This is a genomic window from Streptomyces sp. NPDC032745 (assembly GCF_055579465.1).
The window spans coordinates 258,468-272,085 of the sequence record NZ_JBVING010000004.1 but is presented as its reverse complement, the minus strand read 5'-3'; the positions used below and the strand labels follow the sequence as shown (position 1 = coordinate 272,085).

Here is a 13,618-nt window from a genome sequence, read left to right as displayed (position 1 = left end):
TCACTGCAATGCAGGTGTGAACCGGCCTCTTTGTGCACTCCCCACCAAACCGGTGAGTAGGGCTTTGTCCCGGCCGGAGGTGGGGAGGGGCCCTGCCGCGCATTAGCGTCGGTGATCGTCCCGTCACCCTCACTCCGCGGAGCCTCCGATGAGCACTGCTTCCGTCTCCTTCCGCCCCGGCGCCGTCCTCGCCGACCTGCTGCCCGCGAGCCGCGTCCGCGACATCGCGCTCGTCGTCGGCGGAGCCGCGCTCACCGGCCTGGCCGCGCAGCTCTCGGTGCCCGTCCCCGGCTCCCCGGTCCCGGTCACCGGCCAGACCTTCGCGGCCCTGCTGGTGGGTACCGCCTTCGGTGCCCGCCGCGGCTTCCTCTCGCTCGCCCTCTACGCGCTCGCCGGTATGGCGGGCGTGCCGTGGTTCGCGGGCGGCACCTCCGGCGCGGGCGGCGCCTCCTTCGGCTACGTGCTCGGCATGCTGCTCGCCGCCACCGTCGTGGGCGCCCTGGCCCGCCGCGGCGCCGACCGCTCGGTGCTCCGCACGGCCGCCACGATGGCGCTGGGCTCCGCCCTGATCTACGCGGTGGGCGTGCCGTACCTGGCGCTGTCCACCGGGATGTCCTTCGGCGCGGCCGTTGCGGCGGGTCTGACCCCGTTCCTGATCGGCGATGCGCTCAAGGCGGCCCTGGCCATGGGTCTGCTGCCCGCCACCTGGAAGCTGGCCGGCCGCAAGTAGCCTCCGTACGGCAAGCGCTGCAAGCACGGCAGCCCCGGACCACGCGAAGTGGTCCGGGGCTGCCGTGCTTGTCCGCATGCCCGCCTAGACGCGCTCGGCAGCCTTGCGGCGCATGTCGCGCACCACGCCGATGACCAGCACGACGGCGGCGACCAGCAGCGACAGCATGACCGTCTCGCGGTTGTCCTTGTCGTAGACCATGTAGGCCAGGACGAAGGTGATCATCGCGGCGGTGGCCCACGTCAGGTACGGGAAGAGCCACATCTTGACCGTCAGCTTGTCCGGCGCCTCGCGCACCAGGATCTTGCGCATCCGCAGCTGGGTCAGGCAGATGACCAGCCACACGAAGAGCGCGATCGCACCCGAGGAGTTCAGCAGGAAGCTGAAGACCGTGTCCGGAGAGGAGTAGTTGAAGTAGACGGCGGCGAAGCCGAAGACCACCGAGCCCAGGATCGCGGCCGTGGGCACGCCCCTCTTGTTGACCTTGGCGAAGACCTTGGGTGCGTCACCGCGCTCGCCCAGCGAGAAGGCCATGCGGGAGGCCGTGTACATGCCCGAGTTCAGGCAGGACAGCACGGCGGTCAGGACGATCACGTTCATGATCTGGCCGGCGTGCGCGATGCCGATGGAGTCCAGGGCGGCGACGTACGAGCCCTTGTCGACGATCGACTTGTCGTTCCACGGCAGCAGGGTGAGCACGATGAAGATCGAGCCCAGGTAGAAGACGCCGATGCGCCAGATCACCGAGTTGGTGGCCTTGGTGACCGCGCGGCGCGGGTCCTCGGACTCACCGGCGGCCAGCGTGACGATCTCGCTGCCCATGAAGGAGAAGACGACCATCAGCACACCGGTGAGGATGGAGCCCCAGCCGTTGGGCATGAAGCCGCCGGCGTCGGTGAGGTGGGCGAAGCCCGCGCCCGGGTTGTCCGAACCCGGCAGCACGCCGAAGACGGCGAGCATGCCGACGACCACGAAGGCGCCGATGGCGACGACCTTGATGCCGGCGAACCAGAACTCGAACTCGCCGTAGGAGGAGACGGAGCCGAGGTTGGTGATCGTCAGGACCACCATCACGATCAGGGCCCAGCCCCACTGCGGGACGGCCGGGACCCAGCCCTCGAGGATCTTCGCACCGGCGGTCGCCTCCACGGCGAGCACGACGACCCAGAAGAACCAGTACAGCCAGCCGATGGAGAAGCCGGCCCAGCGGCCGAGCGCGCGGTCGGCGTATGCGGAGAAGGAGCCCGAGTTCGGGCTGGCGGCGGCCATCTCGCCGAGCATCCGCATCACGAAGACGACCATCGCGCCGACGAGGAGGTACGAGATCAGGATGGCGGGGCCGGCCTTGGCGATACCGCCGCCGGAGCCGACGAACAGGCCGGCGCCAATGACACCGCCAATGGCGATCATGGACAGGTGGCGGTTCTTGAGACCGGCCTTCAGACCGTCGGAGGGCTGACCGTCACCGTTGTTTCCGGTGGGGTTGCCTTCCTTCTGAAGGGTCGTCGTGGAGCTCATGGACGGATCCTTAGGTTCTCGGGTTGCGAGCCCCGGCATTCAAACCTGAGATGAACGCAGGGCGGAAGACCCCAATCCGGATCGTTGCGTAGGGACGAACGTCCAGGACCTTGGTCCCCCCTGTCCCATCTGCGTTCTTTGGGTTTACTTGAGCTTTAGAAGTGACTTACGCGACACCCTCTGCGGGCCTTCCGGCACGCTCGTGCCACACTCGTCCCATGCGCGTGTACCTCGGATCCGACCATGCCGGCTTTGAGCTCAAGAACCACCTGGTGGACTGGCTCAAGAACAACGGCCACGAGCCCGTCGACTGCGGGCCCCACATCTACGACGCGGTGGACGACTACCCGCCGTTCTGCCTGCGCGCCGCGGAGAAGACCGCCGCGGACGCCGACGCCCTCGGCATCGTGATCGGCGGCTCCGGCAACGGCGAGCAGATCGCCGCGAACAAGGTCAAGGGCGTCCGCGCCATCCTTGCCTGGAGCGTCGAGACCGCGAAGCTCGGCCGTGAGCACAACAACGCCAACGTGATCTCCGTCGGCGGCCGCATGCACACCCAGGACGAGGCCGTCAGCTTCATCGAGGCCTTCCTGGCGACCCCGTACTCCGACGAGGAGCGCCACACCCGCCGCATCGAGATGCTCTCCGCGTACGAGACCACCGGCGAGCTCCCCCCGATCCCGGCCCACCACCCGCAGGGCTGATCTTCCGCTTCGCCGTGCCGCCGGAGCCCCCGGCGGCACGGCCGTTTCCAGACGTAGGAGCAGCGCCGTGCCCGAGGGGCATACGATCCACCGCCTCGCCCAGGACCACGCCGAGCGCTTCGCCGGGCGGCCGGTCCGGGTGAGCAGCCCGCAGGGCCGCTTCGCCGAGAGCGCGGCGCTGCTCGACGGGCGGGACCTGGAGGGCGCCGAGGCACACGGCAAGCACCTGTTCCTGGAACTCGGCGATGCCTGGATCCACATCCACCTCGGCCTGTTCGGCAAGCTCGGCTTCGGTCCCGCCCCGGCGCCCCCGGCCACCGACACGGTCCGGCTGCGGCTGCTCAACGCGGAGCACTGGGCCGATCTGCGCGGCCCCACGGCCTGCGCACTGATCGGCGACGCCGAGAAGAAGGCGATACACGAGCGGCTCGGCCCCGACCCGCTGCGCCCGGCCGACGACCCGGACCGCGCCTGGACGCGGATCTCCCGCTCCCGCACCACCGTCGCCGCCCTGCTCATGGACCAGAAGGTGATCGCGGGCGTCGGCAACGTCTACCGCGCCGAGGTCCTCTTCCGGCACGGCATCGACCCGTACCGGCTGGGCAGGGACCTCACGCGCGGTGAGTGGGACGCCATGTGGGCGGACCTGGCGGTGCTGATGCGCGAGGGCGTACGGAACAACCGGATCGACACCGTCCGCGACGAGCACCTGCCCGAGGCCATGGGCCGCCCGCCGCGCGTGGACGACCACGGCGGCGAGGTGTACGTCTACCGCAGGGCGAACATGCCCTGCCACATCTGCGGGGCCGAGGTCCGCACCGCCGGCCTGGCGGCGCGGAACCTCTTCTGGTGCCCGGGGTGCCAGACCCGCTAGCGCGGAGCCGGGCGGACGGGGCGGGCCCACGGGCCGGCCCGCCGGCGCACGGACACACCCGCGCCGCCCGAGGCCCGGTTCCGCCGCCCGGGCACAGCGCCGGAGGTACCCGCGCCCCGGGTCAGAACCCGTGCGGGAGCCAGGGCGCCACGTCGCCCGCGAAGGCCCGCGAGGCCTCCGCCACCGCGCCCGGGCGCAGTTCGCGGACGCGGCCGGCCGCCGCCAGGGCGGTCAGCGCGACCCCGCCCAGGTACGCCGAGCCCAGCTCGCGCACCGACAGCTCCAGCTCCGCCGGCTCGTCCGAGCGGGTGCAAGTGACCGGGCCCCCGGCCTCGGCCGTCAGGCGCCACCGGCCCTCGTTCCACGGGCAGAACGCGTCCTCGACCTGCATGACCACGTCCAGCCCGGTCCCGTACGCCCGCGCCCGCAGCGCCGCGGGCAGGTCCACCAGCCGTACGTGCAGGGCATCGCGCTGCCGGGCCTGGACCCGCCGGATGTCACTGACCAGGTGCAGCACCGGATCGTCCACGGGCCGCCCGTACGCCTGCACCCGCCAGGTCAGGTCGATGCCGAAGAAGAACCGCCACAGCGCCGCGTACGCAGCCGGCTCCAACGCCTCCACCTGCAGGACGCTGACCTTGCCGTCCGAACCGCTCTGGTCCCAGTCGGGCTTGACCCGGTAGCGCGCGTACCCGACGACCTCGCCGTCCGCCCCCTCCGCGACCACGCACTTCAGCGGCGACGCGCCGTCCCGCACGGCCGCCGGGTCCAGCAGGCCCTGCCGCTCCCAGCCCGGCTGCCGGGCCGGCATCCCGGGCCGCCCCGCGACGAGCCCCGCGTACACCCGCTCGCAGTCGGCCAGCGCCTTCTCCGGATCGACGAGCCGCAGCCGTACGTCGTCCGTCCCCGGCGGCACGGACAGCCGTACCCGCGTCGTGTCGATGTCCACGGCCATCGCGTACGTCGCGGTGCCGTAGCCGAAACGCCCGTAGATCGCCGGATCCGAGGCCGTCAGCACGGCGATCGGTTCTCCACCCGCCCGGATGTCGTCCAATTGCCGGCGCATCATCGAGGTCAGCACCCCGCGCCGGCGGTGGGTGGGGGAGACGCCCACCGTCGTGACCCCGGCGGCCGGAACCAGCGCACCGCCCGGCACCGAGAGGCGGAAGGTGAAGGCCCCGGCCGAGCCCACACAGGTCTCGCCGTCCCACACCCCGAGTGAACGTTCCGTCTCGGTCAGCGACTTGTAGAGTTTCCGCTCCGCGGGGGAATCGGGCACTCCACCGAACGCCAGTTCCAGGTGGTCGTACCAGACATCCCACTCATCAGCCTGCAATACGCGCATCTCAAGAGCCATACGGCCATCCTTACCAGGGCATTCCGTCACAGTCGAAGGGTTTTCGACCGGCCGGAGCCCCCGGGTCCGGGGGTCCCCCTGCGCATGCACAGCCAGGATGGATAGGGTCCCGAAGCAATGGCCCGAGCACGCATGGAGACGCTCATGGCCCGGATGCGCATGCTGTCGCACCGGGCTCGCACCGCCCTGCGCAAATCCGCCGTCGACTACTTCCGCGGGGACGCCTCCGACTGGCTCGCCTTCGCCGGGCTGCTCCTGACCGTCCCCGCCATCGCCTGCGGCACGATCATGCTGCCGGTCTGGTTCTCGCCCTCCGCCCTCGTCCTGCCGATCGTCGCGGGCGGCCTGCTGCTGCGCCCCGCGAGCCTGCTCGCGCTGTACGCGGCGTCCGCGGCGGCCCTCATCGTCGAGGCCCTGGTCCTCGGGCCGTACACCCTCGGCCCCGCCCGGGTCACCCCCGGCACGGTCCTGGTCGTGGCCGCCTGCGGATTCTTCGGACTGGTCATCGCCCAGTTCCGCAGCCGCGTCGGCGTGCCCTGGCGGCGCGGCGGCACCATGCTCTTCGACCTGCGCGAACGCATCCGGGTCCAGAGCAAGCTGCCCGCCCTGCCGCGCGGCTGGCACCGCGAGATGGCCCTGCGCCCGGCCGGCGGCCAGTCCTTCTCCGGCGACTTCGTCGTCGCCGCCCGCACGAACGGCGGCCGGACCCTCGAGGTCGTCCTGACCGACGTCTCCGGCAAGGGCATGGAGGCCGGCTCCCGTGCCCTGCTCCTGTCCGGCGCGTTCGGCGGCCTGCTCGGCGCCCTGCCCCCGCACGGCTTCCTGCCCGCCGCCAACGGCTACCTGCTCCGCCAGGACTGGGACGAGGGCTTCGCCACCTCCATCCACCTCGTCCTGGACCTGGAGACCGGCGACTACGAGCTCCTCTCCGCCGGCCACCTGCCCGCCCTCCAGCTCTCCGCGGGCACCGGCCGCTGGCAGGAGAAGTCCGGCGAGGGCCCGCTGCTCGGCGTCTACGACGGCGCCGAGTTCGAACCCGCCCGCGGCAACCTGCGCCGCGGCGACGTCCTCATGCTCTTCACGGACGGCCTGGTCGAGACCGCCGACCGGGACATCAGCGAGGGCATCGACCGCCTCACCGGCGAAGCCGACCGCTACGTCGCCGCCGGCTGGGACGGCGCTGCCTGGCACCTGATCGAAAAGGTCGCCAAGGACGTCAACGACGACCGCGCGCTGCTCCTGATCCGCCGCTCGCCCTGAGCGCGGGTCCGCCGGGGCGGGTCCGCCGGGGTGGGGTTTTCCCCACCGGCGATCCGCCTGGCTGCGCCATGTCCGCCCCGGCACCTCCGTCCGTAACGTCGAGACCACGATCATCGGCGGACACGGAGGGCGGCACACCATGGGGCTCCGGCGCAGCAGGCGACAGCGCGAGACGGCGCACAGCGGCACGGGTCACGGCACAGGTCACGGCACGGGACACGAGACGCGGTACGAGTCGCCGTACGACAGCACCGCCGCCGTCGAGCTGCGCGGCGTACGCCGCGAGTACGGGCGGGGGGCCGCCACCGTGCACGCGCTGCGGGGGATCGACCTCAGCCTGCCGCGCGGCAGCTTCACCGCGGTGATGGGCCCCTCCGGCTCCGGCAAGTCCACCTTCCTGCAGTGCGCGGCCGGACTCGACCTGCCCACCGCGGGCTCCGTCCGCCTCGGCGGCACCGAGATCACCGGCATGAACGAGAACGAGCTCACCGAGCTGCGCCGCAGCCGCCTCGGCTTCGTCTTCCAGGCCTTCAACCTGCTGCCCTCCCTCACCGTGGAGCAGAACGTGCTGCTCCCGATGCGGCTCGCCGGCGGCCGCCAGGACCGGGCCCGGGCCGCCGACCTGCTCGCCCGCGTCGGCCTCGAGGGCAAGGGCCGGCGCCGCCCCGCCGAGCTCTCCGGCGGCCAGCAGCAGCGCGTCGCCATCGCGCGGGCCCTGGTCACCCGGCCCGACGTCGTCTTCGCCGACGAACCCACCGGCGCCCTCGACACCGCCACCGCAGCCGAGGTCCTCGGACTGCTCCGGGCCGCCGTGGACTCCATGGGCGCCACCATCGTCATGGTCACCCACGACCCGGCCGCCGCCGCCCACGCCGACCAGGTGCTCTTCCTCGCCGACGGACTGATCGCGGACCGGCTGCCGCACAGCTCCGCCGCGACCATCGCCGACCGGATGACCGCCCTCACCGCCCCGGCGTACGCGGGAGCGGCCGCCTGATGCTGCTCCGCCCCAACGGCCTGGCCCGGGCGGCGGTCCGCTTCCGCCCCGCCGCCTTCGCCGGCACCTTCATCGCCCTGCTCATGACCGTCGCCATCGTCTCCGCCTGCGGCATCCTGCTGGAGAGCGGAGTCCGGGCGAGCGTCCCGCCCACCCGCTACGCCCAGGCCCCCGTCGTCGTGGCCGCCGACCAGCAGATCCGCCTGCGGGTGGGCAGCGGCGAAGGCTCGTACGAGGAATCCGTGCAGGTGCCGGAGCGGGCCCGGGTCGATGCCGCCCTGCTCGAGCGGCTGGCTCCGCTCGGGCGGGCCGTCCCCGACGTGGTCTTCCCCGTACGCGGGGACGCGGGCCCTGCCGTGGAGGCTTCGGGCTGGGGGGCGTCGGCCTTCACGGGTGCGCGGCTCGGCCAGGGCCGGGCCCCGGCGGCTCCGGGCGAGGTCGTGCTGGGCAAGGGCACGGGCACGGGCACGGGTACGGGGTTCGCAGGTGACCGGGTGTCGCTCGACACCCCGGTCGGGAAGAGGGAGTTCCGCGTCGTGGGACACGCCGAAGGCACCGGCGCCTGGTTCTCCGACGCCGAGGCCCGGACCCTCTCCGGGCACCCCGGCACCCTCGACGCCGTCGTCCTGCTCGACGCCGACCCGGCCCGGGTCCGCGCCGCCGTCGACGGCCGCGCCCAGGTGCTGACCGGCACCGCCCGCGCCGTGGACCCGCAGCTCGCGGGTGCCAAGGCGATGCTGACCGGCCTCGGCGGCTCCTTCGGCGGGACCGCCACCCTGGTCGCCGTCTTCACCGCCGCCGCGACGGTCGCGCTCTCCGTCGGGCAGCGCTCCCGCGAGTTCGCCCTGCTGCGAGCGGTCGGAGCCACCCCGCGGCAGATCCGCCGCACCGTCGCCACCGAAGCCCTGCTCGTCGCACCCGTCGCGGGCGCGCTGGGCTGCGTACCCGGAATCGGCCTCGCCGCCTGGTGGTTCGGGCAGCTCAAGGCGAAGGGCGCGATCCCCGCCGGGGTCGGCCTCGCCGTCTCCTGGATCCCCCTGGCCTCGGCCGTCGGCATCGGCCTCGTCGCCGCGCTGCTCGCCGGCTGGGCCGCCGCCCGCCGGCCCGCCCGGATCCGCCCCGGCCAGGCGCTGGCCGAGGCCGCCGTGGAACGCCTCCGCCCGGGGTGGATCCGTACGCCGCTCGGCCTCGCTGCCGTGGCCGGCGGGACCGTGTGCGCCGGTCTGGCCGCCACCGGCTCCGGCGAGGACGCAGCCAACGCCGCGCTCGGCGTCGTCATGCTCTTCATGCTGGCGGTGGCCCTGCTCGGCCCGCTGATCGCCCGCGCCTGCGCCGCCGTACTCGGCCTCCCGCTGCGCGCCGGCGGGGCGTCCGGCTCGCTGGCCGCCGCCAACTCCCGGGCCCACGCCCGCCGGCTCGCCTCCGCGATCACCCCGATCGTGCTCGCCATGGCCTTCTCCTCGACCCTGGTCTTCCTGCACACCAGCCAGGAACGGGCCGTCCGGCAGCAGCAGGAGGCCGGACTGCTCGCCGACCACGTGATCACCGACCCGCCCTCCGACGCCCGCGCCGGCGTCGCGATCACCCGTACCCCGGTCCTCGTGATGGCCGGCAGCGGCGGCGAACGCCGACTGCAGTCCGCATCGGCCCAAGGCGTCGCGGGCGACGTCACCACCGTCGAGGACCTGGGCGTCCGCGAGGGCAGCCTCGCCGCGCTCCGACCCGGCACGGTCGCCGTGGACCGCAGCATCGCCGACTCCTCACACGCGGCCGTCGGCGACCGCATCGAACTCCGCCTCCCGGACGGGGTTCCGGTGACTCCCGAGATCGTGGCGGTCTACACCCGCGGCCTGGGCCTCGGCCAGATCACCCTCCCCGCGGCCGACCTGACCGGCCACACCACGGCCGGGCAGGCCACCGAACTCCTGATCCGCGGCCCGGTGCCGGCGGGTCTCGGCCCGGCGGTGTCCGCCTCGGCGGTGCCCGTCTCGGAGTGGACCACCGCCCAGGACCTCGACCGCGAGCTCAACGCCTGGGCCAACACCACGATGGCGGCCGTCCTCGGCGGCTTCGCTGCCGTCACCGCCGCCAACACCTTGGTGATGACCGTCCTCGACCGCCGCCGGGAGCTCCGGATGCTGCGCCTCGTCGGCTCCACCCGGCGCCAGGTGTTCCGCATGCTGCGCTGGGAGGCCCTCCTGATCGGCGGCGCGGGCGTCACCCTCGGCAGCGCGATCGCCCTGGCCACGCTGTTCCCGCTGACCGAGGCCCTGACCGGGGCGCCCCCGCACATCCCGCCGATGCTCTACGCCTCCTTCGCGGCGGCGGCCCTGACCCTGGGCCTGACCGCCACCACCCTCCCGGCCCGCTGGGTCCTCCGCCCGGGAAGGTAGGCCTTCGCGCTGCGGGATCGCGCCGGGCCCGCGACGCTCCCCCACATCAGGAGCGAGGCGAGCGCGACGGCCCCTGGGCAGGAGACGGTCCGTCCGTACCCGGTCGTACGCGGTCAGGCCTAAGGGCTGTCCGGCCCTGATCCGCCGGACACCCCTTGGTCGAACCGGATGTGCCGGACACCGACCAGTGCGCGCCGCAGCCTTCGGCGGAGCACGCCGTCGGTGTCCGGGGCCGCCCACAGCCCCGACACGGCCGCGACCCGGCCCGCCACCTGGGACACCGTCAGATGGTCGGTGACCAGGTGGTCGGCGAACTCCGGTCCGCGCAGCGACTCCAGACATCCGTCGAGCCGGGCCACTGCGAAGCTCGCCCTCTTCAGCCCGCGCCCGAGCCCGCGCTCGCCGAGGCGGCGCAGTACGGTCTCCCGCTCGGCCAGCAGCGCGAAGTGGCGTACGTCGTGGCCCGCTTCGCGCAGCCGCCCGACCGTTTCGGCGAAGTACCGCGGCTCCGTCACGGTCATCGGTACGAGCAAGGGCCCCGGATGCCGCTGCGCCGCCAGGTCCAGCACCTCGAACACGCCCTGCCGCCACGCCGGCAGGTCCTGGAAGTCCCCGCGCAGCGGCGCGGGCAGCATGCGGTGCAACCCGAACCCGACGTGCTCCGGATCGCACACGACGCTGCCGGGCAGCCGCCGTTGCAGCTCGTACGCGGTCTGCGTCTTCCCGCCCCCGAAGGGCCCGTTGAGCCAGATGATCACCGGGCCGGTGCCTTCCAGGGGCCGATCCCGAGCTTCCCGGTGTTCCCGAGGTCGACGGAGTGGTCGAGCTCCAGCTCCACCCGGGGCGCACCGGCCCGCGGGGTCACGTCCAGCACCCACCCCTCGGCGGCGGGCACGGTCGCATCGGTGACCAGGTTCCGCCACACCATCATGACCGTGGCCGCCTGGCCGGGCCGGAGCTCCACCCTCTCAGGGGCGCCCTCCACGCCGGTCGGTGCGGACGTGATCCCCTCGGCCCCGTGCACGACCGCGACTTCCACCGGGACCCGCTTCTTGTCCAGCAGCCGGATCTCCGGATAGCCCTCGAGTACGTACGGCTGCGTGCCGCAGTTGAACAGCTGGATGCCGGTCACCCGAAGTCCCATCGCGGCATTCCCTTCCCCTTCGAGCAACCGCACCCCGCCCTCGGGGCAGTCTTTCTGCGCCCCTGCCTCCGACGGGGCGGCACGGACGGACGGTGCGGCCCCCGCCCACGTGGGCCCCGGCGCAGCCTCGGGTGCCGGCGGCGTATCGCACCCCACGACCACCCCCGCCAAGACGGCACCCCCGACAACCCCCGCCACCCACCGCAAGCTCACCATCCCCCGACCCTACGACCCCCACCCGCCCCGCCCGCGCCACCGGGGCGACATCGCCCAACTCCGCCTGGTTTCCCTCCCCCTGACGGCCGGCCGGCTCCCGCCTGCCTGCTCCCGCCGCCCCGCCCGCACCGGTCGACTCCAGGCCGTGCAGCGGCAGATCCAGCCCCGCCGGCGTGTGAGGCGCGGGTCCGGGGCGGAGCTCCGTCCGGGGCGGAGCTCCGGAGAGCCAGGGCGCCGGCGCAGCCCGGGGCCGCTCGCACAGCGCCGCCGCACGACACGCGGGGGCCGGGGACGGGCCCCCGGAGACGCGGGACGGGCCTCGGAGACGCGGGCCGGGCCAATCACCCCCGATTGGCCGGTCCGCCGCGCCCGGCGGATCCCTACCGTGCCCCCATGGACCGCACGCTCGCCGCCGACCTCGCCCGCCTCCCCGACCTCCTGGAGGCCACCCGCCGTACCGCCGCCGACGCCCTCGGAGCCCTGGACGCCCGTCCCGTCGTACCGCCCGCCGGGCCTCCGCGGGACCCCGAGCCCCTGCCGGAGCACGCCGCCGGGGCGGACGCCGCCCTCGCCGCGTTCCGGGACGGGTGGGAGCCCCGCCTCTCCGCCTCCGCCGGCCCCCGCTACCTCGGCTTCGTCACCGGCGGCGCCACCCCCGCCGCCCTCGCCGGCGACTGGCTGACCGCCGTCCACGACCAGAACTCCAACTCGGCCCTGGACGGCGCCGGCCAGGACCTCGAACGCGAAACGGTCACCTGGCTCCGCGAGCTCTTCGGCCTCACCGGCGCCCACACCGGCACCTTCGTCAGCGGCGCCACCATGTCCAACACCACTGGCCTCGCCATCGCCCGCGAGTGGCTCGGCGAACGCCTCGGCGTCTCCCCCTCCGAAGACGGCGCGGCAGCCCTCGGCCCCGTCCGCGTCCTGTCCGGAGCCCCGCACTCCTCCATCGCCAAGGCACTCTCCGTCCTCGGCCTCGGCCGCAGCTCCCTCATCTCCGTACCCACCCTGCCCGGCCGCGAGGCCGTCGACCCCGCCGCCCTCGACCGCGCCCTCGCCGACACCCCCGGCCCGGCCGTCGTCGTCGCCAACGCCGGCACCGTCAACACCGTGGACTTCGACGACCTCCGCGCCATCGCCGCCCTCCGCGAGCGCCACGCGTTCTGGCTCCACACCGACGCCGCCTTCGGTGCCTTCGCCGCCCTCTCCCCGGAGCACTCCCACCTCGTCGACGGCCTCGACGCCTCCGACTCCCTCTGCATCGACCTGCACAAGTGGCTGAACGTTCCCTACGACAGCGCCGTCCAGTTCACCCGACGCCAAGACCTCCAGGCCCGCGTCTTCCAGAACGCTGCCGCCTACCTCGGCCCCCTGGGCGAGCGCCCCGACCTGGTCCACCTCACCCCCGAGAACTCGCACCGGCTGCGCGCCCTCGCCGCGTGGTTCACCCTGCGCGCGTACGGTCGCGAAGGCCACCGCGAGATCGTCGAGCGGGACATCGCCTGCGCCCGAGCCTTCGGCACCGCACTCGAGCAGGACCCGGCCTTCCGCCTGCTCGCCCCGGTCCGCCTGAACGTCGTCTGCTTCACCCTCGCCGAGGACCCCACCCCGGCCCGCCTGACGGCCCTCCGGGAGGCGGCCCAGGAGGAGGTCTTCGTCACCCCCACCGTCTACGCGGGAACCCCCGCCCTGCGCGCAGCGTTCTCCAACTGGCGCACCACGCAGGCCGATGTACGCCGGGCCGCGCAGGCTCTCCGTACAGCGGCAGCGGCACACACGGCAGCGAAAGCGAAGGGGACCGCATGACGCAGCAGCAACCGCTGACCCTGCTCGAGGTCGAGGCCCTGGCGCGCTCCGCGCACGAGGGCCAGACCGACAAGGCCGGCCGGCCGTACGCCGAGCACCTCGCGGCCGTCGCGGAGGGAGTCCGTGCCCGCGGCGGCAGCGCGGAGCAGCAGGCGGCGGCCTGGCTGCACGACGCCGTCGAGGACGACGCGCTCAGCCGGGAATGGCTGGATTCCGCCGCTCTGCCCCAGCCGGTGAAGGACATGGTCCTGGCGGTCACCAAGCGCCCCGGCGAACCGGTGGAGGAGTACGCGGCCCGGATCCTCGCCACCCCGGGCGCCCTCCTGGTCAAGGAGGCCGACCTGGCGCACAACGCGGACCCCGTACGGCTCTCCGTACTGGACGGCCCCACCCGGGAACGACTGTCCGCGAAGTATGCATATGTCCGCTCCCTCCTCGGCCTCACCGCACCGTGACCCCGGCCCCGCGCCCGAAATATGCCCGGTGCACGGGCGGTTGGCGGGAAAGCGCCGACGCCGATTCGCCACGGGGCGGATAGCCGGGGCCCGTTGGTGGGAGGATGGTCCATGTGGGGGCGCGCGCGGCCGTGCGCCCCGGGCCGACCAGGGGACGACCGAAG

General features: G+C 73.6%; 12 protein-coding genes. 8 read left to right on the top strand and 4 right to left on the bottom strand.

Features of this window, described 5'->3' with window-relative positions:
• Nucleotides 1–148: 148 nt before the first annotated feature.
• Entirely contained in the window at nt 149–730 is a 582-nt protein-coding gene (locus ACZ5WG_RS12550; RefSeq protein WP_468722656.1) for a biotin transporter BioY, read from the top strand.
• Nucleotides 731–814: 84 nt separating this feature from the next.
• Here the strand turns inward: ACZ5WG_RS12550 and ACZ5WG_RS12545 are convergent, their stop codons facing one another.
• A complete protein-coding gene (locus tag ACZ5WG_RS12545; protein ID WP_468722655.1) occupies nt 815–2,248 on the bottom strand; it encodes an amino acid permease in 1,434 nt (477 codons plus the stop codon).
• Nucleotides 2,249–2,466: 218 nt separating this feature from the next.
• On the opposite strand from ACZ5WG_RS12545, the gene ACZ5WG_RS12540 reads away from it, so the two are divergent.
• Nucleotides 2,467–2,952 (top strand): ribose-5-phosphate isomerase, encoded by a 486-nt coding sequence (locus ACZ5WG_RS12540; RefSeq protein ID WP_468722653.1) that lies wholly within the window; start codon nt 2,467–2,469, stop codon nt 2,950–2,952.
• 67 nt (nt 2,953–3,019) lie between these two features.
• On the top strand, nt 3,020–3,826 hold the full coding sequence (locus ACZ5WG_RS12535) for an Fpg/Nei family DNA glycosylase (RefSeq protein ID WP_468722651.1): 807 nt from the start codon (nt 3,020–3,022) through the stop codon (nt 3,824–3,826).
• 121 nt (nt 3,827–3,947) lie between these two features.
• Here the strand turns inward: ACZ5WG_RS12535 and ACZ5WG_RS12530 are convergent, their stop codons facing one another.
• Nucleotides 3,948–5,183 (bottom strand): GNAT family N-acetyltransferase, encoded by a 1,236-nt coding sequence (locus ACZ5WG_RS12530; RefSeq protein ID WP_468722650.1) that lies wholly within the window; start codon nt 5,181–5,183, stop codon nt 3,948–3,950.
• 117 nt (nt 5,184–5,300) lie between these two features.
• On the opposite strand from ACZ5WG_RS12530, the gene ACZ5WG_RS12525 reads away from it, so the two are divergent.
• The 3 genes from ACZ5WG_RS12525 (at nt 5,301) to ACZ5WG_RS12515 (ending at nt 9,833) form a co-directional block, all read left to right on the top strand.
• Entirely contained in the window at nt 5,301–6,443 is a 1,143-nt protein-coding gene (locus tag ACZ5WG_RS12525; RefSeq protein ID WP_468722648.1) for a SpoIIE family protein phosphatase, read from the top strand.
• Between the two features lie 139 nt (nt 6,444–6,582).
• A complete protein-coding gene (locus ACZ5WG_RS12520; RefSeq protein ID WP_468722646.1) occupies nt 6,583–7,440 on the top strand; it encodes an ABC transporter ATP-binding protein in 858 nt (285 codons plus the stop codon).
• Nucleotides 7,440–9,833, top strand: coding sequence for an ABC transporter permease (locus ACZ5WG_RS12515; RefSeq protein ID WP_468722644.1), 2,394 nt, complete (start codon nt 7,440–7,442; stop codon nt 9,831–9,833). Before ACZ5WG_RS12520 ends, ACZ5WG_RS12515 begins: the two co-directional genes overlap by 1 nt.
• Before the next feature lie 119 nt (nt 9,834–9,952).
• On the opposite strand, the gene ACZ5WG_RS12510 is transcribed toward ACZ5WG_RS12515, so the two are convergent.
• Together ACZ5WG_RS12510 and ACZ5WG_RS12505 are read right to left on the bottom strand one after the other, a co-directional pair.
• Complete coding sequence (locus tag ACZ5WG_RS12510; RefSeq protein WP_468722642.1) at nt 9,953–10,591, bottom strand: AAA family ATPase; 639 nt, start codon at nt 10,589–10,591, stop codon at nt 9,953–9,955.
• Complete coding sequence (locus ACZ5WG_RS12505) at nt 10,588–11,193, bottom strand: DUF4232 domain-containing protein (RefSeq protein WP_468722640.1); 606 nt, start codon at nt 11,191–11,193, stop codon at nt 10,588–10,590. The genes ACZ5WG_RS12510 and ACZ5WG_RS12505 overlap by 4 nt, the downstream gene beginning before the upstream one ends.
• Before the next feature lie 393 nt (nt 11,194–11,586).
• Between ACZ5WG_RS12505 and ACZ5WG_RS12500 the strand changes: the two genes are divergently transcribed.
• Both ACZ5WG_RS12500 and ACZ5WG_RS12495 read left to right on the top strand, forming a co-directional pair.
• Nucleotides 11,587–12,999, top strand: coding sequence for a pyridoxal phosphate-dependent decarboxylase family protein (locus ACZ5WG_RS12500; RefSeq protein ID WP_468722638.1), 1,413 nt, complete (start codon nt 11,587–11,589; stop codon nt 12,997–12,999).
• Nucleotides 12,996–13,454 (top strand): HD domain-containing protein, encoded by a 459-nt coding sequence (locus ACZ5WG_RS12495; protein WP_468722636.1) that lies wholly within the window; start codon nt 12,996–12,998, stop codon nt 13,452–13,454. The genes ACZ5WG_RS12500 and ACZ5WG_RS12495 overlap by 4 nt, the downstream gene beginning before the upstream one ends.
• Nucleotides 13,455–13,618: the final 164 nt, after the last annotated feature.

What these genes read in the sequence shown, in the direction of transcription:
- ACZ5WG_RS12550 (WP_468722656.1), top strand. Translation starts at nt 149, where the DNA reads ATGAGCACTGCTTCCGTCTCCTTCCGCCCCGGCGCCGTCCTCGCCGAC.
- ACZ5WG_RS12545 (WP_468722655.1), bottom strand. Translation starts at nt 2,248, where the DNA reads ATGAGCTCCACGACGACCCTTCAGAAGGAAGGCAACCCCACCGGAAAC.
- ACZ5WG_RS12540 (WP_468722653.1), top strand. Translation starts at nt 2,467, where the DNA reads ATGCGCGTGTACCTCGGATCCGACCATGCCGGCTTTGAGCTCAAGAAC.
- ACZ5WG_RS12530 (WP_468722650.1), bottom strand. Translation starts at nt 5,183, where the DNA reads ATGGCTCTTGAGATGCGCGTATTGCAGGCTGATGAGTGGGATGTCTGG.
- ACZ5WG_RS12525 (WP_468722648.1), top strand. Translation starts at nt 5,301, where the DNA reads ATGGCCCGAGCACGCATGGAGACGCTCATGGCCCGGATGCGCATGCTG.
- ACZ5WG_RS12520 (WP_468722646.1), top strand. Translation starts at nt 6,583, where the DNA reads ATGGGGCTCCGGCGCAGCAGGCGACAGCGCGAGACGGCGCACAGCGGC.
- ACZ5WG_RS12515 (WP_468722644.1), top strand. Translation starts at nt 7,440, where the DNA reads ATGCTGCTCCGCCCCAACGGCCTGGCCCGGGCGGCGGTCCGCTTCCGC.
- ACZ5WG_RS12505 (WP_468722640.1), bottom strand. Translation starts at nt 11,193, where the DNA reads ATGGTGAGCTTGCGGTGGGTGGCGGGGGTTGTCGGGGGTGCCGTCTTG.
- ACZ5WG_RS12500 (WP_468722638.1), top strand. Translation starts at nt 11,587, where the DNA reads ATGGACCGCACGCTCGCCGCCGACCTCGCCCGCCTCCCCGACCTCCTG.
- ACZ5WG_RS12495 (WP_468722636.1), top strand. Translation starts at nt 12,996, where the DNA reads ATGACGCAGCAGCAACCGCTGACCCTGCTCGAGGTCGAGGCCCTGGCG.